The sequence below is a fragment of the Pseudomonas protegens CHA0 genome, from assembly GCF_000397205.1.
GTDB lineage: Bacteria > Pseudomonadota > Gammaproteobacteria > Pseudomonadales > Pseudomonadaceae > Aquipseudomonas > Aquipseudomonas protegens.
On the sequence record NC_021237.1, the window covers coordinates 4,718,574 to 4,744,573 of the forward strand.

Below are 26,000 nucleotides of genomic sequence, written 5' to 3' on the forward strand. Positions count from 1 at the left end.
TTCTTCCTCATTGACCGATTGCGAGACTTTCCATGCGTCCGATCCTGTTGCTGGCCCTTGCGCCGCTGCTGCTTGCTCCATTGGCCCAGGCCTATGAATGCAACAACACCACCCAGACCGATATGAGCCTGTGCGCCAACTTCCAGCACAAGGCCGCGGACAAGGAGCTGAACGCCCTTTACCAACAGATCAACCAGCGCCTGAAAGACCAGCCACACAGCAAAAAGCTGCTGGTCAGCGCCCAGCGCGCCTGGGTGGCGTTCCGCGATGCCGAGTGCAGTTTTTCCACCTCGGGCGTGGAAGGTGGCAGCCTGTATCCGGTGGCCTACAGCAACTGCATCACGGCCTTGACCAAGACCCGCGTGGAGAGTTTCAAACAGTACCTGCAGTGCAAGGAAGGCGACTTGAGCTGCCCGGTCCCCGCACGGTAGGAGCGGGCTTGCCCGCGAAGGCGTCGGTGAGGGCTCTGCACGGCTTGCCGGCCTGTTCGCCGGCAAGCCGGCTGCTACAGGAGCCGGTGGCTGGCGGCGGGGTCAGCGGACGAAGATCTGCGCCGTGGTGATGGCCATGTCGCCGCCCGGCAGGGTGATCTTGCCGATCTGCTTCATGCTCTGGACATCGAAGATCGCCACGTCGTTGAAGGTCCCCGCCAGGTAGATCTTGGTCCCGGCCCGGTTGAACGAGATGCAGTAGTAGGAGTGTTCCAGGGTCGCGGCCTGGAGCAGTTTCTTCTGCTTGATGTCGTACTTGGCCAGGCGGTTGAGCACGCCGAACATCAGGTTGGGGTCCGTGGGCGAGCGCATGCCGCTGAAGTAGATCTCGGTCAGCGGGCCGAAGTCGGTGGTCTCGGTCTTGCCGGTCGCAAGATCGACGCTGAACAGCCCGTACAGCGGCTCGGCGGTAGCCGGGTCCTGCTTCTTGTCCTTGAACTTCGCCGCGGTGTAGAGCAGCGAAAAGTCATGGCGGAAGGTCTGCTGGTTCCACACGTAGAGCACGTCCGGCGCGCTGTAGTTGGGGCGTTTCCAGTGGCGGCTGGGGATCAGTACCTCGAACTTGCCGGTCTTGACGTCGACCTTGTACAGGTCCGGCCCGGCCACATACAGGGTGCCGTCGTCGCCGCTCTGCATGATGGTCAGCTGGCGCGGCGCGGGGAAACTGCGCAGCGGCTTGGCGTCGAGCCCGGCATCGGTGGCGTAGACATCCAGCCGCGGCTCCTTGACCTCATAGCGGTCATTGAGCAACAGGGTCGGGTTGGCCACGGTGTACAGCTCCTTGCCGTCGTGGCTGACGGTGAAGGCGAACATCGAGCGCGCCTTCTCCCCCGGATGCTGGGTGATGCTGGCGTGGAACACCTGCTTGCAGCTGTCGAGCTCGACGCCGTAGACATCCGCATAGTGGTTGTTCAGCACGTAGGCGATCTTGCGGTCCGGCGACAGTTGCACGGTGCCGGGGCCGAAGGCGTCGGGCATCTTGCAGGTCTTGTACAGGCTGTCGCTGGCCAGATCGAGAACGTGCAGGTTGTTCGGGTAATTGGTGGTCACCATGTACTCATGACCGCTGTTGAGGGCCAGGCCCTCGTCGGCCAGGGCGGTGAAAGAACAGGCGCTGAGAACCGCGCCGGCGGCCAGGCCGCACACTGTGATAGCTCGCATGCTGGAATCCTTGTGCTGTCCGGTTACTTGTCTTTGGGGAAGACGGTGCCGAGGTTGCGCCAGTTGTCGTTGGAGGCCTGGGCGTCCTTGTTCCAGTCGGGGTAGGTGCTCATCATGTCCGGCACCTGGGCCGGCCACCAGCAAGGGTCGGAGCAACCGTAGAGGTCGGCCTCCATCGGCTGGCACAGCGACGAGACGCCGCCAAAGGCATCGATTTCCCAGCCCGGGTCGGTGGTCGAGGCGCATCCGGCCACGGAGTTCATCGCCAGCACTTCTTCGATACGGTCCTGGGCCGCGGCCTCGGTCAGTTTCTGAGCTTTGTTGTTGATCGGCTTGAGATGTTTCATGTCAGTGAGCCTTGCGCGGAGTGATGTAGCTGCTGATGAACGCAGGGTTGTGCGCCATGATCCGGCTGTAGACTTCGATGCCGAAATCCACCCAGTCACGCATCAGTTCGCAATAGTGATAAGTCGGGTGCGCCGGGTCGCCGTAGCGGGCATAGCTCTCGTGGTAGCAGCCGCCGGAACACAGGTTGCGGATGCGGCAGCTGTCGCAGCCGGTGTTGGTGCGGTCCAGGCGCTGGGACAGGAAGTCATTGAGCTCCATCTGCTTGACCCCACCGTCATGCACATTGCCGAAGGTCGGCAGGGATGAGCCGGTGAAGCGGTGGCACAGGTTCAGCTCGCCCTTGTGGTCCACCGCCAGCATCTTCAGCCCGGCGCCGCAGGGCAGCGCCTTCTTGTGGCCCTCGTGGATATCGGTGATCAGCTGGTGCAGGTTGGAGAAGCCGATATTGCGGTGCTCCAGTGCCGCCGCCAGGTAACGCCGGCCCAGGCGCTTCATGCTGGCGAAGACTTCGATCAGCTCCTCGCTGCTGAGGTTGAAGCTGCTGATGTCCCCCGAGGTCACCGGGGCGAACCCCACTTCGGCAAACCCCAGCTCGTTGAACAGGTGATCCCAGATGGTCTCAAGGTCGGTGACCCCGGTGGTCAGGGTCACCCGCGCCCCCACCGGCCGGCTGTCGTAGCGCTCCAGAAGCATCTGCGCCTTGCGCCGCACCACGTCATAGGTGCCCTGCCCGCCCACGGTGATGCGGTTGCGGTCGTGCACGGTCTTGGGCCCGTCGATGCTCACCGAAAGCCCGAAGCGGTGGGCGTTGAGGTAGTCCACCACCTCTTCGGTGAGCAGGGTGGCGTTGGTGGTCATGACGAACTCGACGAACTTGCCGGCAGCGGCAAAGCGCTGTTCGCAGTAGTCCACCATGGCCTCGATCAGCGGCCGGTTGCTCAAGGGTTCGCCGCCGAAGAACACCACGGTGTAGCGCTCCTCGTCCGGGGACTCCTGGAGCAGCATTTCCACCGAGGCAATGGCCGTGTCCAGGCCCATCTTCTTGCCCGCCGAGGGCTTGTCCAGGTCTTCCTTGTAGCAGTAGGTGCAGCTCAGGTTGCAGCCGGTATTGACGTTGAGCACCACGGTATTGATCGCCGTGCGTTCGACCCGTTTGACGCCGATTTCCGGGGTCAGGGGCGAGCCGTCGCTGACCAGTTCCAGGGCCATCAGCTCGCGCAGGGTGTCGCTGACGTCGGCACCGTCATAGGCGCCGGCCAGACGCTGGATCAAGTCTTCCGGGGTACAGCCCGGGCCGCGCAGCGCATCGATGATGCTGCCGGTCAAGGCATCGCTGGCAAACAGCGAACTGCTGGGGATATGGAACAGCATGCGGTTGGCGTCCACCTGCACTTCATGCAGGTTGCGCTCCACCAGATTCAGAATTGCGCCCATTACAACCTCCTGTGCCTGCCCCGCGTTCGGGGCCTGCGGTCATTGCCTGAAAGTGTCTGTCGGTATCGCTCGACGCCCCTCAGGGAATGGGTGGATTGTTCCAGCGTTGCACGGTGACGATCAGCTGGCCTTCACCGGTCAGGGCCTTGCCCCCCTCCTCCACCGCAGCGATCACCTTGAGGTTGCCGGCGTTGTTGGTGGACATCTTGCGCAGCGGGTTGGGCCCGGCATCCCCTGGGGTGAACACGCCGCTGTCGGCCTGCATGCTGCCGGCGTACTTGACGTCTTCATCCTTGGCCGCCTGGGCGTCGAAGGCCTCGACCTTCCACTGCGCCGGCATCACGCCGATGCGGTAGGCCTTGCCGTCGGCCCCCTTGCCCCAGGCTTCGGCATCGAAGCGGCCCTGTACCTTGGGCGTCGAACCGCCGCCGTCACCGATCCGCGCCACGGCAAATGCCGGCACCACCTTGACCTCGGCGATGCGCTGGTACACCGCCAGCGTCGCGCCCTTGAGGCTGCCGACGCTGACTTCCCGCAGCCCCGGCTGGGCGCTGGCCGCCGCCTTGAGCCTGACGCGGATGCGTTCGGGGCTCTGCTCCAGCACCTGCACGACCTCCACCCCTTTGCCGAAGCTCGGAGTGCCCGCAAGGCCCGCGCCCACCAGGGTCACCTCGGCCTCCTCACCGGCCTTCAGGTAACCCGGCTGCACCGCCAGCAACCGCTGGCTGCCTTGCCGGGCGGCGATGAAGTCCAGGCCGCGCTCGTCGTGCTCGGCCTCGAACATCCGCCCTTGCAGTGCATTGCCCTGTGCCGCCAGCACCTGGCGCATGACCACGCCATCCACGGTGACATTGCCGCGCCATTCATAGCCGTTGTAGAGGATCGCGCTGCCCTCGCCATTGAACGGGCTGCCATCGGCGTACTGGCCCTTGACGCTGAGCTTGAACTGATCGCCTTCCCCGGCGCTGACGCTCATCACCCCGGCCAGTTCACCCTTGCCCGGCAGGTGGCCGCTGAAGCTCCAGTCCCCCGCCAGCGCCGCCGCTTGCGGGCGGGCCTGTTGCCAGGCTGTCCAGGCGGGATTGTCGAGGGGATAACGCTTGGCCAGCAGCGGCACCATTTCCTTGAGGGCGGTGGGCAGCCATTCCCGGTCCCGGGACAGCGCCTGGTACTCCAGGGATGGCCATTGCCCAAGGTGGAAATTCACCAGCCGCTCCCATTCCTGGGCCGGCCGGCGTTGCAGGGCGATCCGCGCGCCGGAGTGGCAGCGGGCGCACATCTGGGTGGTCTGTTCGTCGAAATGCTCGACAGTGTTCAGCCGTCGCTCCAGGGCGTAGCGCACGCCGTCGGTCTCGCTGGGCGCCAGGCCCTGGGTATCGGCCAGGTACTTGACCAGGGTGCGGCGGTCGTCATCGCTGATTTGCAGCCCGTGCATGGTCTGCATGCGGGCAATGCTCATCAGCCAGCCTTCCGGGGTCTTGCGCTGGTGGCTGATGCGGCTCAGGGCTTCCCCGGCCTCGGGGGTGTGGCAACCCTGGCAGGTTTCCTTGAGGATGCTCTGCGCATCCCGCGCGGCGAAACTCGAAGGGGCATGCAAGGCGGTACAGGTGGCAATGGCCAGCAGGCTGGCACTGAGCCTCAGGCGCAGTCTTCTCTTCATCAACGTCAAACCTCCCACGGTGCTTTCTTATTTTTAGCGAGTCGTTTTTATGGTTTCTGCCATGCCCGGCACGCCCGGTCATGGAGGCAAGAGAAACGTCTGCTGATATGCAATACACGGAGCGTGCCAGCTTATAAAAGAACCCGGAATCAACGACTTGGGCGAAGACGCCGGTCCCTGGCGGGCTTGCGGGTGTTACCCGACGTTCAATTTCGAGACAAACGTCTCAGTCTGAGACAGCGATTAGCCAGCGCCAGAACAGCTCTCAAGGCCGGCGACGAGGCTGTACCGCTGGTTTTCTTTGCAATTGGATCTTGCATTTATCCGGCGGCGCCGCAGAATCACCCCCGCTTTGCCTGCCCCGTCCCATGGGGTGTGCCGCACCTCCCCTCTTACAAGGAACCTGAAGTTCATGGATAGAAGCGCCTGTGCCCGTCTCGGCTCGCTGATCCTCTCGTTGTCTGCCCTGACCCTGGTCGGATGCAAGGAAGAAACCAGTCCCAAGACTGCAGCCGTCGCTGCGGCCCCCGCTCCGGCGGCCATGGTCATGCCGATCTGCGCCAATGGCGAATGCGCGGTGCTGGACCAGGACGGCAAGGTGCTGGTCAGCGCCGACAACGACTACGACGCCGTGGTCGCCCTGCCCCTGGACAAGACCTTCCTGTTCGCCAAGGACGGTACCTGGAACCTCAGCAGCGCCGATGGCAAGCAGACCCTCAAGGCCGCCTTCACCGATGACCTGCGGCTGCTGACCCCGGGCTACTTCGGCTTCGGCCAGGACGGCAAGCTGGGCATCATCGACCAGAGCGGCAAACAGATTCAGCCACCGCGCTTCGACGATCTGTACGTGGGCGGCAACGACGACTTCATCGTCTACGAGATCGGCGGCAAGCGCGGCATTCTCAGTGCCAAGGGCGAGGTGGTGACCGAAGCCCTGTATGACAGCAGCATGGTCCGCGATGACTTCGCCAAGCGCGGCTGGTGGATGATCGCCGAACGCGGCAACGACAAGTGGGCGCTGAACCTCAAGACCGGCGAGCAGAAGAAGATCGACTTCGACAGCATCGACTACTTTGCCAACCAGCATCTGGTGGTCAGCACCGAACAGGGCAAGGCCCTGGCCGATGCCCAGGCCCAGTTGATCAGCGCCGCCACCTACAACTGGATGGGCGAACCGGGTGACGGCCTGGTGGCCTTCCGGGAAAAATACGACAGCCCCTGCGGCTACATGGATTTCCAGGGCAAGACCGTGATCCAGGCCCAGTTCGGCACCTGCCAGGTATTCGGCAAGCAGGGCGCGCTGGTCACCGCCAAGAACGCCGACGGCAGCTCCGGCAAGGCCGGGCTGATCGACCGCCAGGGCCAATGGAAGGTGCAGCCGGTCTACGACTCGGCGGACCCGGCCGGCTTCAGCCCCCTGGGAATGTTCCGGCAGGTACCGGGGCTGAACCAGGTCGCGGTGCTGCAGAACGTGTTCAGCGCCACCTTCGGTATCTTCGATGTGGACAAGGGCGTCGAGCTGTTCAAGCCCACCTACGCCCAGATCGGCGCGATCAATGCCGACCTGTTCGTCTTCAGCACCGCCAACAGCCCGACCAAGCAGGCCACCCTGTTCGGCCAGGCCACCCAGGTGCGTACCGTGGGCCTGATGGACGCCAGCGGCAAGGTGCTGCTGGAGCCGGGCCAGTACGTCGACATCCGCCTGGACAACAGCGGCCACTACCTGCTGGCCACCGACGACACCTCGGCCCTGGCCACCTCGGCGCTGTACGACCTCAAGGGCAAGCGGCTGATCCCCGGCAAGTGGCAGGAACTGGTGGTGGACGAAACCCGCGGCGCCATCTTCGGCTATGCCGTGGAAGGCATGGGCGACGACCAGTCCCGCAGCCTCAAGGCCCTGTATCGCCTGGACGGCACTCCGAGCTTCCAGGTCAGCCAGGTCGATTGCGGCGCCGAACAGGTGCACGACGGCCATGACCAGGTGCTGTGGCCGGCCAACCCCCAGGACTACTGCCCGCAGCCTGACGAAGTGGAAGACCAGGGCGAAGGCGACAACGCACAGGGCTGAGGCCCCGAGCGAACCGGTCACGGTTGGGATCAAGCCTGCTAGGATGCGGGCTTGATCGATTCAGCCAACCGGCCCGGATGGGGCCCGACAGGAACTGTCCCATGCTCAATGCTCTGCTCTTCGACCTTGATGGCACCCTGACCGACACCGACGCCCTGCACCTGCTGGCCCTGCAGCAACTGCTGCTGGAAGAGGATGGCCGGACCTTCACCCAGGAAGAATTCGAAGCCCATGTCAGCGGCCAGGCCAATGCCAACATGTGCCGCTACCTGTTCCCCGAGCGCAGCGTGGCGGAACATGAAGCCTTTGCCGAGCGCAAGGAAGTGCGCTTTCGCCAACTCTCCCCGCAACTGATGCCCATGCCCGGCCTGCTGCGCCTGCTGGATTTTGCCCAGGAGCACGGCATCGGCGTGTGCGTGGTCACCAACGCGCCCCGGGCCAATGCCGAGCACATGCTCGAGGTGCTGGGCCTGCGACAGCGCTTCCAGACGGTGCTGGTGGCCGAGGAGTTGCCTCGGGCCAAGCCCGATCCCCTGCCCTACTTGAGCGGCCTGGAATGCCTGCAGGCCACCGCCGACCAGGCCCTGGCCTTCGAAGACTCGGTACCCGGGCTGACAGCCGCGGTAAAAGCCGGGATCTGCACGTTCGGCCTGGCCACCAGCCAGCGCCCGCAAACCCTGCTGGATGCCGGCGCCCACCGCGTGATCAACGACTTCGACGACCCGCAACTGTGGGCCGAGATCCGGCGCCGGCTCGATCTGCCCTGAAGGGAATGGGATGAGGATATTGGCCAGGCCAAGCGGGAAGGAAACAGCCAGGGAGAAAGAAACGGCAGGAGGGAAAAAGGTGCTCGCCCATCACTTCGGCAGTGGCATCCAGACCGAAGTACCCCCTTTGGCTGGGCGAGCAGGAGGGAATATACGCGGGCTCCAGGGGCAGTAATATCGGACATATCCGAAAACACCCTAAGACTTGGGCAAAGATGCTGGAGGTTTATCCCTGCACGACTTTTTTTTCACGGTGCTTTCACCTCGCCGCCCCTATATTGCCAATCACTCCTTAACGAATCCCATTTGGCCCGCGCTACAGCGGGCTTTTTTTTGCCCGGGCTCCAGCGGCCGGCCCCTGGGGCGCCGACTGCTGGTGCGGGTCACTCAGGGAGCCGCCCGCTCCGCAAGCGATGCCTGGGTGGGAACGAATGCCGGCGCCTGCTCGGGATAAAACCGCGCCGCGGCATTGATCACGGCCTGCACCGAGGCGGTGACGATATTGGCGTGACAGCCGGCGCCAAAACGTGACCCGGCAACGCCCGGCCACACCGCTTCGACAATTGCCAGCGCCTGCGCATCGGCCCCCGCCCCCAGGTTGCGCTCTTCAAAACTGTCGATGCGCAGCGGCAAGCCCAGGGCGGCCAGGGCCGCCGCGACAGGTCCGTTGCCCACGCCATGCAAGCACGCCTCCTGGTTCCCGGGGGTGGCGACCCGCAGCTCGATCCCCTGCCCCTCGGGGGCATCGAACAACCGATGAGCGAGATACCGCAGGCCGGCCGTGCCCTCTGCACACGCCAGATAGGTGCGCTGGAACACCTCCCATAAAGCATCGCTGCTCAACTCGGCGTCACTGGCATCAGCCAGCTTCTGCACAATGGCGCTGAACTCGATCTGCATGCGCCGGGGCATGACGATGCCGTGGTCACGCTGCAGCAGGAAAGCGATCCCGCCTTTGCCGGACTGGCTGTTGACCCGCACGATGCTGTCGTAGGTCCGCCCCAGGTCCTGCGGATCGATGGGCAGGTAGGGCACCTCCCAGAAACCGTCAGCCGCCTGGGCGGCAAAGCCCTTGGCGATGGCGTCCTGGTGCGAGCCGGAAAAGGCGGTGAACACCAGGTCGCCGACATAGGGATGGCGCGGATGGATCGGTAGCGCCGTGCATTCCTCGGCAACCCGGGCCACTGCCGCGATATCGGAGAAGTCCAGCCCGGGGCTGATGCCCTGGGTATAGAGATTCAGGGCCAGGGTCACCAGGTCCAGGTTGCCACTGCGCTCGCCATTGCCGAACAGGCAGCCCTCCACCCGCTGGGCGCCCGCCAGCAACGCCTGTTCGGCACAGGCCACGCCGGTGCCCCGGTCGTTGTGCGGGTGCACTGACAGCGTGACCTGGTCGCGGCGCTCCAGGCGCTTGTGCATCCATTCGATCTGGTCGGCAAAGACGTTGGCGGTGGCCACCTCGACGGTGGTCGGCAGGTTGATGATGATCGGGCGCCCCGGGCCGGCGTCCCAGGTACGGATCGCGGTGTTGCACATGCGCAGGGACACCTCGAGCTCCGCCATGCAGAAGGTTTCGGGGGAGTACTGCAACACCCATTCGGTTTCCGGGTGCTGGTCGGTCAACTCGCGCAACAGCCTGACATGGCGCTCTACCAGGGCCTCGACCTCGTCCACCGAAAGCCCGAAGACCACGCGCCGCCAGACCGGGGCGATGGCGTTGTACAGGTGGACGATGACCCGGCGCGCACCCTGCACACTGCGTACGGTTTCGCGGATCAGGTCCTCGCGCAGTTGGGTCATCACCATGGGCGTGACGTCGGCGGGAATCCGCTGCTGTTCCACAAGCTCGCGGACCACCTCGAAATCGGTGCGCGAGGCGGCGGGGAATCCCACTTCGATTTCCTTGAAGCCCAGGCGCACCAGTTCCTCGAACAGGCGCAGCTTGCGCTCGCGGTTCATCGGCTCGAACAGCGCCTGGTTGCCATCGCGCAGGTCGGTGGACAGCCAGATCGGAGCCTGGGTGATGGTACGTGACGGCCACTGGCGCGAGTCCAGGTCCACGGGGGTAAAGGGGCGGTATTTGGTATGGGGATGGGCGAGCATACTGACCTCGAAAGCACAATGGAGAACGCGATGGATCTCCCCTGCTTTCATCATGGAAAGCGCTTCGAGGCCGGAGTCTGGGGGAGATCAGCCTGGGTGCCAGGTTCCTGGCAGCACCGGCAGACCCCGGCCGTAAGGCAGGGGTAGCGCTAGTAGCAGGGTCAGGAACAGGGGGTTCATGGGCGGTTGCAACCGTCGGCGGGCAAGGAGTGATCTGTAGTCTAGGTAGCGATCTTCTGAATGTAATGCGCTAAACGCCCTTTGATTATCGCAAAATGGACATTTTCACCTATGATAAGCGCCCCATGATCCCTTCCGGGGCGGAGGCGCTGCGCTGCATGTCCGATCTGCTGGTTGTCTCGTCCATCGACTGCCTGTCCATGCCGGTTACCAGCATCGCCGTGGATTACCCCAACGGCCATGAAATACCTGCCCACAGCCATCCACGCTCGCAGCTGGCCTATGCCATCGAGGGCGTGCTGGTGATCGACACCGAGTCCGGCCGCTGGGTGGTGCCGCCCAGCCGCGGGGTGTGGTTGCAGGCCGGCGTCGAGCACCGGGTACGCATGCGCGGCGCGGTGCGCATGCGCAGCCTGTTCATCAATGTCGATGCCATTGCCGGCCTGCCCGAGCATGACTGCGTGATCGAGGTCTCGCCGTTGCTGCGCGAGCTGATCCTGGCCGCCGCCCAGGTCGGCACGCAGTATTCGCCGGACAGCCGCGACGGCCGCCTGATGCGCCTGATCCTCGATGAGATGCGCTCGCTGCCGGTGCTGCCGTTCAGCCTGCCCTGGCCCCATGAGCCGCGCATGCTGCGGGTGTGCCAGGCGCTGGCGGACGACCCTTCGGACAACCGCACCGCCGAACAATGGGGCGACTGCCTGGCCATGAGCGCCAAGACCTTCCATCGCCAGTTCCAGCGCCACACCGGCATCACCTTTGGCCGTTGGCGCCAGCAGGCGCGGTTGCTGATGTCCCTGGAGTGCCTGGCCGAGGGCATGCCGGTGGTGCAAGTGGCGCTGCAGCACGGCTACGACAGCCAGAGCGCCTTCGCCGCCGCCTTCAAGCGCCAGTTCGGCACGCCGCCTTCGGAGTTCTACCGCTGAGGGCTCAGGCCCGGCGCAGCAGCACACCGGCCACCACGCACAACAGCATGGCCAGCCCCGCCAGCAAGAAGGCATCGCTGTAGGCCAGCAGCAGGGCGTCGCGGTGCAGCACCTTGTCCACCATGCCCAGGGCTTGCTGGCGCAGGGGCGCCAGCGCCGCCGAATGCAGGGCCGTTGCGTACTCCACCGGTGCCTGGGCCAACAGGCGCACCAGTTCCACCAGGCGCTCCTGGGTGGCCTGGGCGAACAGGCTGACGGATTCGCCAATGCGCTGGGCGTGGAGTTTCTCGCGCTCCACCACGATCTGGCTGGACAGCGCGATACCGATGGCCCCGCCGACGTTACGCACCATGGAGAACAGTCCGGAGGCCGAGCCCACCTGGTCCTTTTCCAGCCCCTGGATCGCCATCACCCCCAGCGCCACCACCACCAGCGACTGGCCGATACCACGCACCACCAGCGAGGGCACGATGACGTTCACCGAGGCATCGGGGTTGAGGTGGATGTTCATCAGGCAGCCGATGCCAGTGATGGCGAACCCGGCAATGATGATGGTGCGGGCGCTGGTCCAGCGCATCAGCCGCGGGGTGGCGAACGACATGACGAACTGGATCAGGCCGTAGGGAATCATCATCAGGCCGATCTGCCGGGCGTTGTAGCCGTGGATCTGGGCAAAGTAGTTGGGCACCAGGAACACCACGCCGAACACCACCGCACCGAAGGTGAATTGCATCAGGCTGGCGATGCCGAAGTTGTAGCGACCCAGCAGGCGCAGGTTGATCAACGGCTGCTCGCGACGCAGTTCGATGGCCACGAAGGCCAGCAGGCCGAGCGTGGCCAGGATCGCGCAATGGCTGATGAAGCTTGAGGCGAACCAATCGTAACGGCCGCCCTCCTCCAGCATGATCTGCAACGCCGAGAGGCCCACGGCCATGCTGGCGATGCCGCCCCAGTCACCCTGGCGCAACTTTGCCAGGACCATGGGCTGGGGCCGCACCGACCAGCCGATGGCTGCCAGCAGCAATAGCCCCGGCGGCACTTGCAGGTAGAAGATCCAGCGCCACGAATAGGCATCGGTGAGCCAGCCGCCCAGGGACGGTCCCGCGGCCTGGGCGACATTGTTGGCCACGGCAAACAGGGCCATGCCCATGGGGTGCCGGGCCGCCGGCAGCTCGGTGACGATCAGCTGGAACGACAGGGGAATCAGCACCCCGCCAAAGGCCCCTTGCAGCACCCGGGCGAAGATCAGGCTGTGGATGTTCGGCGCCAGGGAACAGGCGATCGAAAACAGTACGAAACCGGCGGTGCCGACCATCAGCACCCGGCGCATGGAAAACACCGAAACCAGCCAGCCGGTCATGGGAATGATGATGATCTCCGCCACCAGGTAGGCGGTGGTGATCCACGACCCCTCCTCGAAAGTCGCCCCCAGGGAGCCACGCACGTCCGGCAGGGAAGCGTTGGTCACGTGCACGTTCATCCCGGCCATGAAGCAGCCCACCACGCTGCCCAGCACCGCCACCCAGGTGCGCAGGGAGATTGCCTGTGCGGCGGCCTCGCCGGTGCCTTCCGATACGGCCTGGGCACTAGTCATGACGGGTGTCCACGGTCACCACCACCGACATCCCGGGGCGCAGCTGCGCCTGTCGCGGCTGCCCCGGATCGAGGCGGATGCGCACCGGCATGCGCTGCACGATCTTGGTGAAGTTGCCGGTGGCGTTGTCCGCCGGCAGCAGGGCGAATTCGGCGCCGGAAGCCGGGGCGAAACTCTCCACCCGTCCCTCCAGTACATGGCCACCCAGGGCGTCGACCTCGACCCGAGCCGCTTGCCCGGGCCGCATGCCGTCGACCTGGGTTTCCTTGTAGTTGGCCACCACATAGGCGTCCTCAGGCACCACCGCCAACAGCGGCGCGCCGACTTCGACGTACTGCCCCAGGCGCAGGCGCCGCTGGCCGGCGATACCGTCCACCGGGCTGCGGATCAAGGTGCGAGCCAGATCGATGCGGGCCAGTTGCCGCTGGGCCGTGACCCGGGCCACGCCCGCTTCGAGCTTGTCCAGTTGCGCCCGAGCGCTTTGCTGTTCGGTATCGAGCACCTGTACCTGTTGGCGCCGCGCGGCCAGGCTGGCGCGGGCCGCGCCCAGGGCGGCATCGGCCTGACGGGCCAGGGCGGCGGCGTTTTCCAGTTGCTGCACGCTGCTGACTTGCTGGCTGGCCAGGTGTTGCTGCCGCCGCCCTTCCTGGCCGGCCCGTTGTGCCTCGGCCTCGGCGGCGCCGACCCGGGCCTGGGCTTCGGCGATCAGGCTCTGCTGCTGTTGCTGGCGGGCGGCCAGATTGGCCAGCCGCGCCTGCCCGGCACGCTGTTCGGCCTGGGCCTCGCGCAGCGCCGCTTCCGCCTGTTCGACCCGAGCCCGGTAGTCGCTGTCGTCGATCCGCGCCAGCAGGTCGCCAGCCTTGAGCGGCTGGTTGTCCCGGACCTCGACCGCCACCAGGTAGCCGGCGACCCGGGGCGCGATGGTGACGATGTCCGAGCGCAGGTAGGCATCGTCGGTCTCCACCAGAAAACGCCCGTTGAACCACCAGCGCAGGCCCCAGGCCAGAACCAGCAGCAACACCAGCGCCAGCCCGGCATAACCGAGTAAGCGACGGCGGGTGACGGCTTGCGCCGGGAAAGCGGGAACAGGGGTCTGGGTCATTGCAAAGGCTCGTTGGGGGTTCGCGGGAAAGGGTTGGCCGCAGCCCGGCTCGGCTGCGGCAGGACAATCGGCGGCGCGCTGCGCCAGCCGCCGCCCAGGGCCTTGAACACCAGCACCTGGGTATCGATGACGGCGGCATCGGCCTGCGCTGCCGCGGCCCGGGTACGTACATCGGTGCGCTGGGCATCGAGGTAATCCAGGGCCGTGGAGGCACCGGCGGCCCTGGCTAGCCCGGCCAGGCGCAAGGCCTGGTGGTCACGTTCGGCTGCCAGGTGCAGGGCTTGCTGGCGCTGCAACGCGGCCTGGTAGTCGCTCAGGGCCTGTTGCTGCTCCTTCAGGGCCGCCAGGATGCTGCGGTCGAAATCCGCCAGCGCTGCGCTTTCTCCGGCGCTGGCCTGGGCGATGCGGGCGCGGGCGGCATTGAGGTTGGGCAAGCTCCAGGACAACAGCGGCCCCAGTTGCCAGACCGACGCGTCACGGTCATCGAAACCCGAGGGGTGGTGCGCCGACGTGAAGACCCCGGCCCCCAGGCTGACCCTTGGATAGAGGTCGGCCCGGGCCACGCCGATGCGCGCCGTGGCCGCCGCCAGCCGGCGCTCGGCCTGGCTCACGTCGGGGCGCCGACGCAACATGGCCAGGGCATCGCTCTGGGGCATGGGCGACCCCAGGGTCGGGGCCTGGCGACAAGCCTGGGCCGCCGCCGGTGCATCACCCGGGGGGCGCCCCAGCAAGACGGCCAGTTCGGCCAGGGCCCGTTGCCGTCCGGCCTGCAGCGGCGGCAGGCTGGCCTGCACCTGGCCCACCAGGCCTTCGGCGCGCACCACATCCAGGGTCACCGCGGCGCCGGCCCGATACAGCCGGGCGCTCAGGGTGCGGCCCTGCTCCACCAGCGCCAGGGACTCGCCCGCCACCTGCAGGCGCTGGCCATAGCTGCAGGCCTGCAACCAGGCACGGGTGGTTTCTGCGGCCACCACCACCCGCAGGCCATCTTCGGCGGCCCGGGCCGCCTCGGCATCGGCCCGGGCGGCATCGGCCAGGCCGTGCAGGCGGCCGAACAGGTCGGCCTCCCACTGCACATCCAGGCCGACCCCATAGCGGCTGCCGGTGCGGATGTGCTGGCTGTCCTGCAAGGCGGCTTCCAGCTGGTCGTCGGCGGTACTGCCGTAGCCGGCGCGGGCCGTCACCTGGGTGGAAGGCTGGCGCAGGGTATCGGTTTCGCGCAGCAGCGCCCGGGCCTGAAGCAGGTTGGCCGCAGCCATCCGCAAGTCGCGGTTCTGGCTCAGGGCTTCCTGTACCGCGGCATTGAGCCCAGGGTCACGGTAGAGCTGCCACCACTGGTCGAGCCCCTGCTCGGCCGTTGCGTCCAGGTGGCTCACGGGCAGGGGCACAGTGCTGCCGGGCGGCCGTTCCGGCCCCAGGGTGCAACCGGCCAACAGGGCGCACAGGGCCCATGCAGGCCTCGGGTAAATGGGCATGGGAAGTACTCACGGATTCGAAGCGCCTACTTTAGAAAGGCCAGCTGGCGACCGTCTAACGAGAACTTCTTTTCGATTATCGCGAAATGGTCAACCTTGATCCCAAGCGCGGCCCTTCCGGCCTGGGCCCACAGCTCCAGGCTGTCGGCCAGCTGAACGAACTCACACTGGCCCTGCTGGCGCCAGTGGCCATGGATACAATTTGAAACACCCCCTACCCAGCCGATCGGATCGCCATGACCGAAGACTTCGATGTGCCCAGCCCCCACGAAAAGCACCTGGAACACGTGAGCGAACATGCCCACGCGCGCAGTGACCGCTTCGCCAGCAAGATCGCGGTGATGACGGCGATCATGGCCACCCTGGGAGCACTCCTGAGCTATCAGGCCGGCTCCTCGGAAAGCCTGGCGGCGATGGACAAGAACAATGCCGCGATGAAAAAGACCGAAGCCGCCAACCAGTGGAGCTACTACCAGGCCAAATCCAGCCGGCAGAACCTGGCGGAGCTGGCGACCCACATTCCCGGAGTCGATGCCGCGCACTACGGCATCGAAGCCCAGCGCTACCAGAAGGAAAAGGAAGCGGTGCGCCTCAAGGCCGAGGCCCTGGAAGCCGAGGCCCGGGACTGGGACGAACAATCGGAAGCCGCGCTGCACCAGCACCATCGCTGGGCCCAGGCGATGATGGCGATCCAGATCGCCATTTCGATGGCGGCCATCACCCTGCTGACCCGCAAGGAATGGCTGAAGAAGCTCGCCTACGGCGCGGCCGGCGGCAGCGTGCTACTGGGCACACTGGCCTGGCTGCACATCTAGAGCACCCTGCCGGCCCCCGGAACCTGCCAGCCGATGCGTCTCTTGAATCTCACCGGGCTGTCGCAGTTTGCGAAAAACTGCCGCCGCGCAAGCCCCGGTGCTGCGCCCCAGGCCCCGCCATAGCGGGGCCGCGGCGCCTGGGTGGAACTGGCACAGCCATTGCGAAAGCCCCTGCCTCACCTACAACAAGAGGCTTCGCCATGGCTATTGCCCCACTGCTCGCCGCTACCACGGCCTTTATCCAGCGCGCCCCGCGCATGCTGATCGGTGCCCACTGGACCGAGGCCGGCGACGGCCAGACCATGCCCCTGCGCAACCCCGCCACCGGCGAACAGCTGTGCCTGGTGCCCCGGGCCACGGTGGACGATGTGGACCGCGCAGTGCTCGCCGCACGCCAGGCCTTCGACGATTCGCCCTGGACCCGCACCCGCCCCCGGGAGCGGCAGAACCTGCTGTGGAAACTCGCCGACCTGATGCAGCGCGACGCCGAACTGCTGGCCCAGCTGGAATGCCTGAACAACGGCAAGAGCGCCGCCGTGGCCCAGGCCATGGACGTGCAACTGTCCATCGATTTCTTGCGCTACATGGCCGGCTGGGCGACCAAGATCGAGGGTTCAAGCGTCGAGGTCTCGCTGCCCCTGATGCCTGACGATCAGTTCCACAGCTTCATCCGCCGCGAAGCCGTGGGCGTGGTCGGCGCCATCGTCGCCTGGAACTTCCCGCTGCTGCTGGCCTGCTGGAAACTCGGCCCGGCCCTGGCCACCGGTTGCACCCTGGTGCTCAAGCCCGCCGATGAAACGCCACTCAGCGCCCTGAAACTGGCCGAGCTGGTGCAGGAAGCCGGCTACCCCGACGGCGTGTTCAACGTAGTCACCGGCACCGGCATCACCGCCGGCAGCGCCCTGACCCGCAACCCCCTGGTGGACAAGCTGACCTTCACCGGCTCCACCGCCGTGGGCAAGGAAATCGGCAAGATCGCCATGGACTCCATGACCCGGGTAACCCTGGAACTGGGGGGCAAGTCGCCAACCATCGTCATGGCCGACGCCGATCTGGCCAGCGCCGCGGCCGGGGCTGCCAGCGCGATCTTCTTCAACCAGGGCCAGGTGTGCTGCGCCGGTTCCCGGCTGTATGTGCAGCGCAAGCATTTCGACAAGGTGGTAGCCGACATCGCCGGCATCGCCAATGCCATGAAGCTGGGCAATGGCCTGGACGCCAGCGTCGAGATGGGCCCGCTGATTTCCGCGCGCCAGCAGGAGCGGGTCTATCGCTACATCGAGATGGGTCGCGAAAGCGGCGCCACCATCGCCTGCGGCGGCGAACAGTTCGGCCCGGGGTATTTCGTCAAGCCGACGGTGATAGTGGATGTGGACCAGAAGCATTCGCTGGTGCAGGAAGAGATCTTCGGCCCGGTGCTGGTGGCCATTCCTTTCGACGATGAGGCCGACGCCCTGCGCATGGCCAACGACAGCCCCTACGGCCTGGGCGCGAGCATCTGGTCCAACGACCTGGCGGCGGTGCACCGGATGATTCCGCGGATCAAGTCCGGTTCGGTGTGGGTCAACTGCCACAGTGCCCTGGACCCGGCACTGCCGTTTGGCGGCTACAAGATGTCCGGGCTTGGCCGGGAAATGGGCCACGCGGCCATCGAGCACTACACCGAGTTGAAATCAGTGCTGATCAAGCTCTGATCCGCCCCGCGCCAACCGCCCCACCCGGGGCGCCGGAGGTGGTCCGGCGCCCCCCGACGACCGCCCTGTTCGCCGTGCAAAGCACTGCTACGCTCAGCCCGAGCCGGCTGGCCACCTCGTTTGAAGAGCCTGGGCTCATCCCCCCACAACGCCTCATCACCACCGAAAACCCGAGGAAAGCATCATGGGATCAAATGGAAATGATCACGATTACATCCAGTGCGGCTGCCACAACCCCGTCTGGGAAGCCTTGAAAGACACCCTCGACCCCGCCAGCTATATCGCCAGCCACCCCAACGCAGCACAGGGCCCGGCCAGGGACGCGAACGGCGAGTCCCTGGTGTTTCATGACGGCATCATCTACCCCTTGCGCGACGGCAACATGGATGAGCGGGTCGAAGCCCTGGGCATCCATGCCGGCGACGTGGTCGCCGCGGGCACCCTGGCCGCCGTCGAAGCCCGCATGCAGGCCCTGGGCATCGACTACAAGAAGCAGTCGCTGCACGGCAAGACCCTGCTGCCCGGCCTGGTCGAGCCCCACGCCCACATCGTGCAGAGCTGCGCCATGGATGGCTGGCTGAACCTGGGCGCCATCGAGCCCGACGACGGCGATAGCCAGCAGGCGCCAGAGAAAAACAGCCAGCGCCTGCGGCCGCTCTATACCTGGGGCTGGCTGAAGGAAACCATCCAGAACAACCTCCCCGAAGACAGCACGAGCTGGGTCCTCGGGCACCTGGTCGATCCGGCGCTGATGCCGTTCAAGGTGGTGCCGGGCGGCCTGAACCAACTCATTACCCTGCAATGTGGCGACACGCCCGAAGAGGGCTACCTGGACACCATCGAGGCCAAGCGGCCGATGCTGCTGATCAGTGCCTCCATGCACACCGCCTACATGAACACGGCGGCCCGGGATCTGGTGCATGAAAGAACCGGGGTCATGGTCGAGAACGGCGTGCTGCAGGAAACCCAGATAGTGGCCGGGATCCTGTCGATTCCCGCCAGGCAGAAGCTTGCAATGCTGAAGATCTTCGAGCGCCTGGACACCTTCTTCGCCACCGCGGCCAGCCGCGGGATCACCCTGCTGTACGACGCGATGATGGACCCCTTGTCGAAGCTGGTATTGAACGCCTACTTCCTGTCCCACCCCAGAACGCTGCGGATCGGCTACGCCGCCTGCAACAACTCGCTCGAAGCCCTCAAGCTGCTGCCGGACTATCGGCCGGCCACGCGGGAAGAGGCCAGGCACATGTATCAGGGCTCGATCAAGGTGATCTCGGACGGGTCCAACCAGGGGTTGACCGGCTATCAGGTCGCGCCCTACTGCTGCGAGACCGCCCGCCCGGTGGGCAACTTCAATCTGTGCGACAAGGGCGAGGACACCCCGAAAACACTCCCGGTCAAATACCAGGAATTTATCCACGCGGCGGTGAAAAAAGGTTGGCCGCTGATGATCCATGCCAACGGCGACCAGGCCATCGAATTCACTCTGCAGGCCTATGACCTGGCCCTGCAGGGCCAGAGCGGCCTGGACAAGCGCCATCGCATCGAACATTGCTCGCTGCTGAGCAAAAGCACCCTGGAAACCATGCAGCGCCTGGGCCTGTCACCGAGCTTTTTGATTGGCCATGTCGGCTACTGGGGCTACGCCTTCGATAAAGCCATTTTCGAAAAGAAGGCACACAACATGCTCGACCTCTGCAAATCGGCCCTGGACCACGAGCTGCGGATTTCCCTGCACAGCGACTATTCCGTGACCCCACTGGGGCCCCTGCGTTCGATGGAGCAGGCGGTGACCCGCAAGATGGAAGGCATCCGCAATCATGACAACCTGTTCGTCCATGACCCGCGCCTGCAACCCATCCTCAATGAGGGCCAGTGCCTGACCCGCAAGCAGGCGCTGAAAGCCATCACCTACGACGCTGCCTGGCAGTGCCATGCCGAGGCCTGGACCGGCTCCCTGCAGGACCAGAACTTCGCCGACTTCGTGATCCTCGAGCAGGACCCACTGGACGAGAAGTTCCCGGCCACCCGGATTCGCGACATCAAGGTCTGCGAAACCTGGAAAGGCGGCCAGCGGGTGTACCTCAACCCCCGTAGCTGACCAGTGCAAGCCCGGGGGCTGCGCCAGCTCCCGGTGCCCCCTGTAGGAGCCGGCTTGCCGGAGAAAAGGACCGCGGGTTCACTCCGGTGGATGGCCGCTGCGCGGTTCGCGAGCAAGCTCGCTCCTACGATCCCCGTTCAGGGGCGGTAGCCTTGGGCCAGCAACCAGCTGCGTATCAGCCGATTCTGGTCCGGGCTCAGTTGCGCCAGGGCCTGGGCCGCCCCCTGGCTGCGCAAACGGCGCAACAGCGGCGCCAGTTCCACGCCCTGTACATGCCAGATGCCCAGGGGCTGGTCCGGGGTGATCACCACTTCGGCTTCATCCACCAGGCCGTCGCGCAGCACCGGGGCGCGCTCGATGCGCAAGGCCGAAAAGTCCACGGCACTGTGCGCCGGCTGGCAATCCGGCCACTGCCGGCGGGCCTGCCAGAACGACTGCTCGGGCCAGCGTTGCTCGTCGGCGTAGAAGTCCCGGCCGATGCGCGCAAAACGCAGGAACAACTGTTCCACCCGCTGCCCGTGAAAACGCTGCGCCAGCGCTGCACGTTGCGGCTGCTGCAGCAAGGTGTTGATCACCGCCGGGGCCTGCAACGCCGAGGACAGGGATTGGAAAATGCCGTTGCCGGATAAAGGGTCCACGGCCATGGCCGCATCGCCGACCCGCAGCCAGTTCGCGCCACAGGCCTGAGGGTTGAGGATCGCCGTGCTGCTGCGGGCATGCAGGTGCAATTGCTGCTCCTGGCCACCGGCAAAGAATTCCCGGGCCATGGCCGAGCCCAGGCGGCGCTGGCGACAGTACTCCAGCAACTGCGCCTTGCCCGGCAGCCCGGCGCTCTCCACATCCAGAGTCAGCTGCCAGTAGCACTGGCCGTCCTCGCGCCGGGCCATCCAGGCCCAGCCGTCCTCCAGGCTGTGCACCGCGCTGGCGGCGCTGCCGCCAGGGCCCTGCCAGCGGTTGAGCAGGCTGACGGTTTCCGGGCCGCGCAGGCCCTTGCCGCCCCCCTGGCGCAAGGCTTTGTCCAGCACCGGCGCCTGCCGGCCACGGGCCTCCACCAGGAACTCGCCGCGCACCTCGCCCTGCCCTTGCACCTGGACCCGATGCCCGGCCTCGCTGGACTGCACCCCCAGCACCCTGCCCTCGATCAGCTTGACCTGCGCTTCGCGCAAGGCCTCCCGCAGGCCGCGGTCGAAGGCCGGGCGATCCAGCAGGTATTCGATGTTCTGCGCATGTTCTGCACCGTTCCATGCCACCCGCCGCTGGGACGGTTGCAGGGCCTGAGCCAGCGCCTGTTCCAGGCCGGCACCGCGCAAGGCTTCAAGCACCCGCTGCGAGGCCCCTTCCAGGGCCGGAAAGCGTCGCCAGTCGCTGACCAGGGTCACCGGGTAGCCGAGGCGGCGCAGCCCCAGGGCCACTGCGGCCCCGGCCGGCCCCGCGCCGAGGATCAGAATGGTGTGCATGGCTGTTGCCGGCGTTCCGGCCCCTGGTAGTGGGCGTTGTCCTGCAGCCACTGCCGGACCTGGGCCTTGTCGGCTTGCGGGTGGGTACCCAGGTAGGCCGCGATATACCCGCTCAGGGCCGCGCACCCCAGGCTGGCGCCGGACTGCCCCGGGCTGCTGCCGCGCACGCAGGCGGCGAAATCAGCCTGGGCGGTGTTCAGCCATGACCACTGCTGCGCGCTGCATCGCGCATCGCCGGTGACGCGCAGCACCCCGGGGTAACTGGCCGGAAACACCGCCTCGCCCTGGGCCGGGCTGGATGCGCACAACAGCACTCCGCGGGCCTCGGCCGCGGCACAGGCCTGGCGCAGCAGGTCGCGATCCTGGCGCAGGCCCAGGCTCAGGTTGATCAGGCGCACGTCCTGCGCAAGCAACCAGTGCAGCGCGGCGCTGACTTGCGCGGCGCTGGTGACTGCGCGCCGGTCGAACACCTGGGCCACATAGACCTGCGCCGTCGGCGCGCGCTGGCCGATGGCCTCGATGATCGCGCTGCCATGGCCCAGGGCATCTTCCTGCAAGGGGCCATGGCCTATCCCTTCGGGCTGCAGGAAGAAGCGTCGTCCGCCCGCCACCCGCTGATGGGCGGCATGGCCGCTGTCGATCACGCCGATGCGCAGCTCAGGCTTCATGGGCCACCTCCAGCGCATGCAGTACGCCATCGCGCAATTCGAAGCGCAGTTCGGCATCGGCCAGGGTCGAGGGTCGGTGGCTGATGAGGATCCGCGTGCGCCCGGCGAACAAGCGGTCGATGGCCTCGATCACCTCGCGCTCGGTGGCCTCGTCCACCGCCGAGGTGGCTTCGTCCAGCACCAGGATCATCGGGTCCTGGAGCAGCGCCCGGGCAATGGCGATGCGTTGTTTCTGGCCACCGGACAATTGCTGGCCGCGCTCCCCCAGGGGGCTGTCCAGGCCTTCGGGCAGGGACTCGATCAGCCCTTGCAACTGCGCCAGCCGCGCCACCTCGGCCACGGCTTCGCGGCTGGCATCGGGCACGCTGTAGGCCAGGTTGTCCGCCAGGCTGCCGCGAAACAGCACGATATCCTGGCTGACCACCGCCACCCGCCGGCGCAACTGCGCCAGGTCCAGCTGGCGCAGGTCGACGCCGCCCAGCAGCACCTGCCCGGACTGGGGGTCGTGATGGCGCTGCAACAGGTCGATGAGCGTGCTTTTGCCTGCGCCCGAGGTGCCGCTGAGGGCCACTTTGCGGCCGTAGGGAATACGCGCCTCGATGCCCTGCAGGGTCGAGGCGCGGCCCGGGTGGCAAAAGTGCACTGCGTGAAAATGCAGCTCGCCCTGCTCCGGCACCGGCAGCGGCGCCTCGGGGTTGCTGATGCCCGGTTCCTCGCCACGCAGTTCCATGACCCGGCCGAGGCTCACGGTCATGCGCTGGATTGCCACATACAGGCCCAACAGGCTCTGCACCGGGCCCACCGCCATGCCCAGGTAGGTGGAAAAGGCAATCAGCGCCCCCAGTTGCCAGGTGCCCTGCACCACCCAGTAACCGCCAATCAGGAAGGCGCAGGCCCGGGACAAGGAGGTCAGGGTGCCGGGCACCGCCTGGGTGAAGAACTCGGTGACCTGCAGCTTCAGCAGTTGGCTCATGTAGCCCTGGCCAAGGCCATCCAGGCGCTGGGCCTCCCGTTGCTGCTGGCCGGCGCTCTGGATGAACTTCATCACCGGCAGGGTTTCCACCATGAACGAGGACATGTCCGCCGAACGCTCGCGCAACTGGCGCACATCGCGCTCCACCTTGCGCCGCATCCAGCGCAGCCAGAGCACATCCAGGGGGATCAGCACCAGGGCCAGCAGCGAGAGTTGCCAGGACAGGGTCAGGAGCATGGCCAGCGCCACCACCAGGCCGATCACGCTGGACACGGCGGAGAACAATGAGTCCACGGCAAAGCGCTGGATCTCCGCCACATCGCCATCCAGGCGCGACATCAGATCGCCGATCCGCCGCTGGCCGTAGAAGCTCGGCGACAGGCGCTGCAGATGCCGATAGAGGTCGTCGCGCAGGGCGAACAGGATGCGTCCGGACAGCCGCGTATGCAGGTAGCGGTTGACCCCGGAGAGCACGGTGCCCAGCAGCCCGGCACCGATCATCAGCGCGGCGATCAGCACCAGCCGCGGGAAGTCCCGGGCCAGCAGGCCGTCGTCGATCAGCAGCTTGGTCAGCCAGGGCTGCACCAGCACCAGCAGGGAAGCGCACACCGACAGCCCCAGCAGGCCGCCGATGGCCAGCCGGTGGGGCCGCACGAAACTGTAGAGCCAGCCCAGGGCGGCACTCAGGGCCTGGGGGTCGCGGCTGTCCACCAGCCGGGTGATCAGGCGCCGCATCAGGCGCGCAACTGTTTGAGCTTGCGGTACAGGGTCGCGCGGCTGATGCCCAGAGCGTCCGCTGCCGCCGAGACATTGCCCTGGTGGTTGTCCAGGGCACTGCGAATCAGCTCCAGCTCATTCTCGCGGATGCTCCCGGTCTGCGGTCGGGCACTGGCATTGAGGTCGTCGAGCATGCTGTCGGGCAGGTGCTCCAGGCCGATGTGGCACTCACCGTCTTCGCGCAGGGCCAGGGCTGTGCGCAGGACCATCTCCAGCTGGCGGATATTGCCCGGCCAGTGGTAGTCCGCCAGCAGCCGACGCAGCTCATCGCTAAGGCTCACCTGGGCGCCACCGAGCTTGGCCAGCAAGCTGTCCACCAGGGGCTGCAGGTCTTCGCGTTCGCGCAGGGCCGGCAACAGCACGCTGATGCCGTTGACCCGGTAGAACAGATCTTCGCGAAAAGCCTTGTCCTGCACCTGCTGCTTGAGGTCGCGGTGGGTGGCGCAGATCAGGGCGATGTCGATGTCCTGTTCTTCGCCGGCCCCCAGGGGCGCCACCTTGCGGTCCTGCAGCACGCGCAGCAGGCGGGCTTGCAGGGCCAGGGGCATGTCGCCGATCTCATCGAGGAACAGGGTGCCACCGTGGGCCTGTTGCAGGCGCCCGATCATGCCGCCACGACGCGAGCCGGTGAAGGCGCCTTCGCGATAGCCGAACAGTTCCGACTCGATCAGGCCTTCGGGGATCGCCGCGCAGTTGACCGCGACAAAGGGTTTCTCGGCGCGGCTGCCGGCGCGGTGCAGGGCCCGGGCCAGGACTTCCTTGCCGGTGCCGGTTTCGCCCAGTAGCAACACCGGCAGGTCATTGGCCAGGCCCTGACGGGCCATGCGCAAGGTGCGGGCGTAACGGCTGTTGCCCCCGGCCAGGGCTTCCAGGTCCTGGGGCATGGCTGCGGCTTTCGGAGCGCTGCGTGGCGCGCGGTGCAGGTTGAGCGCTGGCTGCGGCGCCCGCAGGGCCTTGTAGAACAGCTCGCCCTTGGCGGTTTGCAGGCTACCCACGGCGCCCTGTTGCAGGCGTGCGAGCAGTTGCAGGCCATCGACCCCGAGGAACTCTTCGCAGCGCCGGCCCACCAGGGCTGCGCGCGGGGTGTTGAGCAACTGGCAGGCCTGGCCGCTGACCGCGAGGATCTGCCCGCCCAGGCTCAGGGCCAGCAGCCCCTGCCACGGTGATTCGAGGTATTGCCGGCGGCTGTGGAAGGCCAGGACGATCTGCTCCGGGTAGGTGGCATGGAACACCCGGGCTTCGATCTGGCTGACCGCCATGGCCAGCAGCGCGGTGCTGTCCTGGGCCCGGCCCAGGGGGCCTTCGCGGGTCAGGTCGAGCACGCCCAGAATCTCGCCCTGGGGGCACTGGATGGGCACCGAGGTGCAGGAAAAATGGCTGAGACGGTCCAGGTAGTGCTCGCCGCAGTCGATCAGGGTCGGCCGGGCCTCCACCAGGGCCGTGCCCAGGGCGTTGGTGCCGCGGGTGGCTTCGCTCCAGCAGGCGCCAAGGGTGATGTCCTGCACGCCGCTGTCCTTGAGACGGTCGGCGCGGCCTTCGATGGCCAGGATGGTGGCGTCGGCATTGGCCAGGATGATCATCCCGTCCTTGCCCTGATGCTGGCTCAGGTAGTCGATGGCCGGGATCGCCGCGTCCAGCAACAGGCGGTTGCTGGCCAGCAGCACTTCGAGGCTGGCGCTGGATTCCAGGGTCAGTTGGTGCTGGCTGCCAAAGTGCACGCCATGGCTGAGGCTGCGCCGCCATGAGGCATCGATTTCCGCACGCAGAACCCCGTCGGGGATCTGGCCTTCCAGGTGCAGCCGTTCCCGGGCCAGCCGGGCTTCGTGTTGCTGCTCACCCTTTATTGTTTTTATAAGAGTCATCAAGCGCTCCGAATCGGTCCGCCCGCTGCATCCCGCTCCACTCCCTTGGATTGCGCGAAGCACGCAAGCCGTGGTCAATGTCTACACCGGGTTCAGGGGGCAGTAAAGGGGCTTTGCCCGGATCATCGGGCAGCCCTGAATTGCTTACCCTGTCATTGGAGATCAAGCAAAACCTGCGCCAGTGGAACGGGCGCTCGAGCATCTTGACGTTAACGTAAAGCAAATGGCAAGTACCGCACGCCCCCCTCCCGTTGGCACTGGCCTGCCAGCGAAGAGGGCCCCGAGACGAGCGCAGGGCTTGAGCCCCCTTTGCCGGCAGGCCGCCTTCTATGACGAATGCATGCCAG

The 26,000-nt window shown here is 66.3% G+C and carries 19 protein-coding genes; 7 read left to right on the top strand and 12 right to left on the bottom strand.

Going from position 1 to position 26,000, the window contains the following annotated elements; all coding sequences use genetic code 11:
• Window positions 1-32 precede the first annotated feature (32 nt).
• On the top strand, window positions 33-431 hold the full coding sequence (locus PFLCHA0_RS20885; RefSeq protein WP_015636438.1) for a lysozyme inhibitor LprI family protein: 399 nt from the start codon (window positions 33-35) through the stop codon (window positions 429-431).
• A gap of 102 nt (window positions 432-533) precedes the next feature.
• On the opposite strand, the gene peaD is transcribed toward PFLCHA0_RS20885, so the two are convergent.
• From peaD to peaA, 4 genes are all read right to left on the bottom strand, one after another.
• On the bottom strand, window positions 534-1,652 hold the full coding sequence (gene peaD, locus PFLCHA0_RS20890; protein WP_015636439.1) for a quinohemoprotein amine dehydrogenase subunit beta: 1,119 nt from the start codon (window positions 1,650-1,652) through the stop codon (window positions 534-536).
• Window positions 1,653-1,675: 23 nt separating this feature from the next.
• The gene (qhpC, locus tag PFLCHA0_RS20895) at window positions 1,676-1,999 is read right to left on the bottom strand and encodes a quinohemoprotein amine dehydrogenase subunit gamma (RefSeq protein ID WP_011062399.1); all 324 of its coding nucleotides are present in this window, start codon (window positions 1,997-1,999) and stop codon (window positions 1,676-1,678) included.
• A gap of 1 nt (window position 2,000) precedes the next feature.
• Window positions 2,001-3,434 (bottom strand): quinohemoprotein amine dehydrogenase maturation protein, encoded by a 1,434-nt coding sequence (gene peaB / locus PFLCHA0_RS20900; RefSeq protein WP_015636440.1) that lies wholly within the window; start codon window positions 3,432-3,434, stop codon window positions 2,001-2,003.
• Between the two features lie 79 nt (window positions 3,435-3,513).
• Entirely contained in the window at window positions 3,514-5,094 is a 1,581-nt protein-coding gene (gene peaA, locus PFLCHA0_RS20905; protein WP_011062401.1) for a quinohemoprotein amine dehydrogenase subunit alpha, read from the bottom strand.
• A 412-nt stretch (window positions 5,095-5,506) separates the two neighbouring features.
• Between peaA and PFLCHA0_RS20910 the strand changes: the two genes are divergently transcribed.
• Both PFLCHA0_RS20910 and PFLCHA0_RS20915 read left to right on the top strand, forming a co-directional pair.
• Entirely contained in the window at window positions 5,507-7,162 is a 1,656-nt protein-coding gene (locus tag PFLCHA0_RS20910) for a WG repeat-containing protein (protein WP_015636442.1), read from the top strand.
• Window positions 7,163-7,263: 101 nt separating this feature from the next.
• Window positions 7,264-7,929, top strand: a complete 666-nt coding sequence (locus PFLCHA0_RS20915) for an HAD family hydrolase (RefSeq protein ID WP_015636443.1) — start codon at window positions 7,264-7,266, stop codon at window positions 7,927-7,929.
• 387 nt (window positions 7,930-8,316) lie between these two features.
• Here the strand turns inward: PFLCHA0_RS20915 and PFLCHA0_RS20920 are convergent, their stop codons facing one another.
• A complete protein-coding gene (locus tag PFLCHA0_RS20920; RefSeq protein WP_015636444.1) occupies window positions 8,317-10,032 on the bottom strand; it encodes a 2-isopropylmalate synthase in 1,716 nt (571 codons plus the stop codon).
• Between the two features lie 275 nt (window positions 10,033-10,307).
• On the opposite strand from PFLCHA0_RS20920, the gene PFLCHA0_RS20925 reads away from it, so the two are divergent.
• Window positions 10,308-11,138, top strand: a complete 831-nt coding sequence (locus PFLCHA0_RS20925) for an AraC family transcriptional regulator (protein ID WP_015636445.1) — start codon at window positions 10,308-10,310, stop codon at window positions 11,136-11,138.
• A gap of 4 nt (window positions 11,139-11,142) precedes the next feature.
• Here the strand turns inward: PFLCHA0_RS20925 and PFLCHA0_RS20930 are convergent, their stop codons facing one another.
• From PFLCHA0_RS20930 to PFLCHA0_RS20940, 3 genes are read right to left on the bottom strand one after another with little or no spacing between them, the layout of a single operon-like run.
• Window positions 11,143-12,732, bottom strand: coding sequence for a DHA2 family efflux MFS transporter permease subunit (locus tag PFLCHA0_RS20930; protein WP_015636446.1), 1,590 nt, complete (start codon window positions 12,730-12,732; stop codon window positions 11,143-11,145).
• On the bottom strand, window positions 12,725-13,834 hold the full coding sequence (locus PFLCHA0_RS20935) for an HlyD family secretion protein (protein WP_015636447.1): 1,110 nt from the start codon (window positions 13,832-13,834) through the stop codon (window positions 12,725-12,727). The genes PFLCHA0_RS20930 and PFLCHA0_RS20935 overlap by 8 nt, the downstream gene beginning before the upstream one ends.
• Window positions 13,831-15,309, bottom strand: coding sequence for an efflux transporter outer membrane subunit (locus tag PFLCHA0_RS20940; RefSeq protein ID WP_015636448.1), 1,479 nt, complete (start codon window positions 15,307-15,309; stop codon window positions 13,831-13,833). Before PFLCHA0_RS20940 ends, PFLCHA0_RS20935 begins: the two co-directional genes overlap by 4 nt.
• Window positions 15,310-15,545: 236 nt before the next feature.
• Here PFLCHA0_RS20940 and PFLCHA0_RS20945 point away from each other — a divergent pair, with 236 nt between their 5' ends.
• From PFLCHA0_RS20945 to PFLCHA0_RS20955, 3 genes are all read left to right on the top strand, one after another.
• Complete coding sequence (locus PFLCHA0_RS20945) at window positions 15,546-16,124, top strand: DUF4337 domain-containing protein (protein WP_015636450.1); 579 nt, start codon at window positions 15,546-15,548, stop codon at window positions 16,122-16,124.
• A 200-nt stretch (window positions 16,125-16,324) separates the two neighbouring features.
• The gene (locus PFLCHA0_RS20950; protein ID WP_015636451.1) at window positions 16,325-17,815 is read left to right on the top strand and encodes an aldehyde dehydrogenase family protein; all 1,491 of its coding nucleotides are present in this window, start codon (window positions 16,325-16,327) and stop codon (window positions 17,813-17,815) included.
• 184 nt (window positions 17,816-17,999) lie between these two features.
• A complete protein-coding gene (locus PFLCHA0_RS20955) occupies window positions 18,000-19,916 on the top strand; it encodes an amidohydrolase (protein WP_015636452.1) in 1,917 nt (638 codons plus the stop codon).
• 137 nt (window positions 19,917-20,053) lie between these two features.
• Here the strand turns inward: PFLCHA0_RS20955 and qhpG are convergent, their stop codons facing one another.
• Genes qhpG through PFLCHA0_RS20975 form a run of 4 tightly spaced genes read right to left on the bottom strand, consistent with a single transcriptional unit; the run spans window position 20,054 to window position 25,653 of the window.
• On the bottom strand, window positions 20,054-21,373 hold the full coding sequence (qhpG, locus tag PFLCHA0_RS20960; RefSeq protein WP_015636453.1) for a flavin-dependent monooxygenase QhpG: 1,320 nt from the start codon (window positions 21,371-21,373) through the stop codon (window positions 20,054-20,056).
• Window positions 21,358-22,041, bottom strand: a complete 684-nt coding sequence (qhpE, locus tag PFLCHA0_RS20965; RefSeq protein WP_015636454.1) for a subtilisin-like serine protease QhpE — start codon at window positions 22,039-22,041, stop codon at window positions 21,358-21,360. Before qhpE ends, qhpG begins: the two co-directional genes overlap by 16 nt.
• A complete protein-coding gene (locus PFLCHA0_RS20970) occupies window positions 22,031-23,749 on the bottom strand; it encodes an ABC transporter ATP-binding protein (RefSeq protein ID WP_015636455.1) in 1,719 nt (572 codons plus the stop codon). The genes qhpE and PFLCHA0_RS20970 overlap by 11 nt, the downstream gene beginning before the upstream one ends.
• On the bottom strand, window positions 23,749-25,653 hold the full coding sequence (locus PFLCHA0_RS20975) for a sigma-54-dependent Fis family transcriptional regulator (RefSeq protein ID WP_015636456.1): 1,905 nt from the start codon (window positions 25,651-25,653) through the stop codon (window positions 23,749-23,751). The genes PFLCHA0_RS20970 and PFLCHA0_RS20975 overlap by 1 nt, the downstream gene beginning before the upstream one ends.
• Window positions 25,654-26,000: the final 347 nt, after the last annotated feature.

What these genes read in the sequence shown, in the direction of transcription:
- PFLCHA0_RS20950 (WP_015636451.1), top strand. Translation starts at nt 16,325, where the DNA reads ATGGCTATTGCCCCACTGCTCGCCGCTACCACGGCCTTTATCCAGCGC.
- peaB (WP_015636440.1), bottom strand. Translation starts at nt 3,434, where the DNA reads ATGGGCGCAATTCTGAATCTGGTGGAGCGCAACCTGCATGAAGTGCAG.
- PFLCHA0_RS20970 (WP_015636455.1), bottom strand. Translation starts at nt 23,749, where the DNA reads ATGCGGCGCCTGATCACCCGGCTGGTGGACAGCCGCGACCCCCAGGCC.
- peaA (WP_011062401.1), bottom strand. Translation starts at nt 5,094, where the DNA reads ATGAAGAGAAGACTGCGCCTGAGGCTCAGTGCCAGCCTGCTGGCCATT.
- PFLCHA0_RS20885 (WP_015636438.1), top strand. Translation starts at nt 33, where the DNA reads ATGCGTCCGATCCTGTTGCTGGCCCTTGCGCCGCTGCTGCTTGCTCCA.
- PFLCHA0_RS20920 (WP_015636444.1), bottom strand. Translation starts at nt 10,032, where the DNA reads ATGCTCGCCCATCCCCATACCAAATACCGCCCCTTTACCCCCGTGGAC.
- PFLCHA0_RS20975 (WP_015636456.1), bottom strand. Translation starts at nt 25,653, where the DNA reads ATGACTCTTATAAAAACAATAAAGGGTGAGCAGCAACACGAAGCCCGG.
- PFLCHA0_RS20915 (WP_015636443.1), top strand. Translation starts at nt 7,264, where the DNA reads ATGCTCAATGCTCTGCTCTTCGACCTTGATGGCACCCTGACCGACACC.
- PFLCHA0_RS20940 (WP_015636448.1), bottom strand. Translation starts at nt 15,309, where the DNA reads ATGCCCATTTACCCGAGGCCTGCATGGGCCCTGTGCGCCCTGTTGGCC.
- PFLCHA0_RS20910 (WP_015636442.1), top strand. Translation starts at nt 5,507, where the DNA reads ATGGATAGAAGCGCCTGTGCCCGTCTCGGCTCGCTGATCCTCTCGTTG.
- PFLCHA0_RS20945 (WP_015636450.1), top strand. Translation starts at nt 15,546, where the DNA reads ATGACCGAAGACTTCGATGTGCCCAGCCCCCACGAAAAGCACCTGGAA.
- qhpC (WP_011062399.1), bottom strand. Translation starts at nt 1,999, where the DNA reads ATGAAACATCTCAAGCCGATCAACAACAAAGCTCAGAAACTGACCGAG.
- PFLCHA0_RS20955 (WP_015636452.1), top strand. Translation starts at nt 18,000, where the DNA reads ATGGGATCAAATGGAAATGATCACGATTACATCCAGTGCGGCTGCCAC.
- qhpE (WP_015636454.1), bottom strand. Translation starts at nt 22,041, where the DNA reads ATGAAGCCTGAGCTGCGCATCGGCGTGATCGACAGCGGCCATGCCGCC.
- PFLCHA0_RS20925 (WP_015636445.1), top strand. Translation starts at nt 10,308, where the DNA reads ATGGACATTTTCACCTATGATAAGCGCCCCATGATCCCTTCCGGGGCG.
- peaD (WP_015636439.1), bottom strand. Translation starts at nt 1,652, where the DNA reads ATGCGAGCTATCACAGTGTGCGGCCTGGCCGCCGGCGCGGTTCTCAGC.
- qhpG (WP_015636453.1), bottom strand. Translation starts at nt 21,373, where the DNA reads ATGCACACCATTCTGATCCTCGGCGCGGGGCCGGCCGGGGCCGCAGTG.
- PFLCHA0_RS20930 (WP_015636446.1), bottom strand. Translation starts at nt 12,732, where the DNA reads ATGACTAGTGCCCAGGCCGTATCGGAAGGCACCGGCGAGGCCGCCGCA.
- PFLCHA0_RS20935 (WP_015636447.1), bottom strand. Translation starts at nt 13,834, where the DNA reads ATGACCCAGACCCCTGTTCCCGCTTTCCCGGCGCAAGCCGTCACCCGC.